The organism is Mesorhizobium sp. M7A.F.Ca.ET.027.03.2.1 (assembly GCF_003999175.1).
Lineage (GTDB): Bacteria > Pseudomonadota > Alphaproteobacteria > Rhizobiales > Rhizobiaceae > Mesorhizobium.
This window is the reverse complement of sequence record NZ_RZOM01001872.1, coordinates 1-481: the sequence shown is the minus strand read 5'-3', so window position 1 is coordinate 481 and position 481 is coordinate 1. Positions and strand designations below refer to the sequence as shown.

At 60.7% G+C, this 481-nt stretch carries 1 protein-coding gene; it reads left to right on the top strand.

Going from position 1 to position 481, the window contains the following annotated elements:
* Positions 1–39 precede the first annotated feature (39 nt).
* The coding region (locus tag EN750_RS38540) for a diguanylate cyclase (RefSeq protein ID WP_245482960.1) at positions 40–481 on the top strand (442 nt) is incomplete at its 3' end.

Below are 481 nucleotides of genomic sequence, written 5' to 3'. Positions count from 1 at the left end.
GGCTTTGACGGCATTGGCTTCATCGTCCCCTACACCACGGTGACGGCGCTGCTGTCGGCGATCGGTGCCATGTTCTGGATCAACGGCAGTCACGACCGCCGCATCCTTCTGGTGGTTTCGTTTCTGAGCGGCACCTGCGCGATGTCGTTTGCGCTTTGCGGCCTGGTTCTGCTGACCAAGGGGCAATGGACGCTCGCGGTTGCGCCCGACAACTGGGCCGAACGATTGAATTCCGTGGTGGCGGTCGCCTGCATGACCGGACTCGGAGCGTTGACGCTCTCCCTCCATCATCTGCAGGCGCAAATCGAGCTCAAGGCCGAGACTATGACCGATCCGCTGACAGGGTTGCTGAACCGCCGGGCATTGACGTCGCTCTACGGCGAACGGAGTTTCGGTCCGTTCATGTCCATCGTCATGTTCGACCTCGACCATTTCAAGCGGACGAACGATGTCTACGGTCACCCGGTAGGGGATCAGGTCT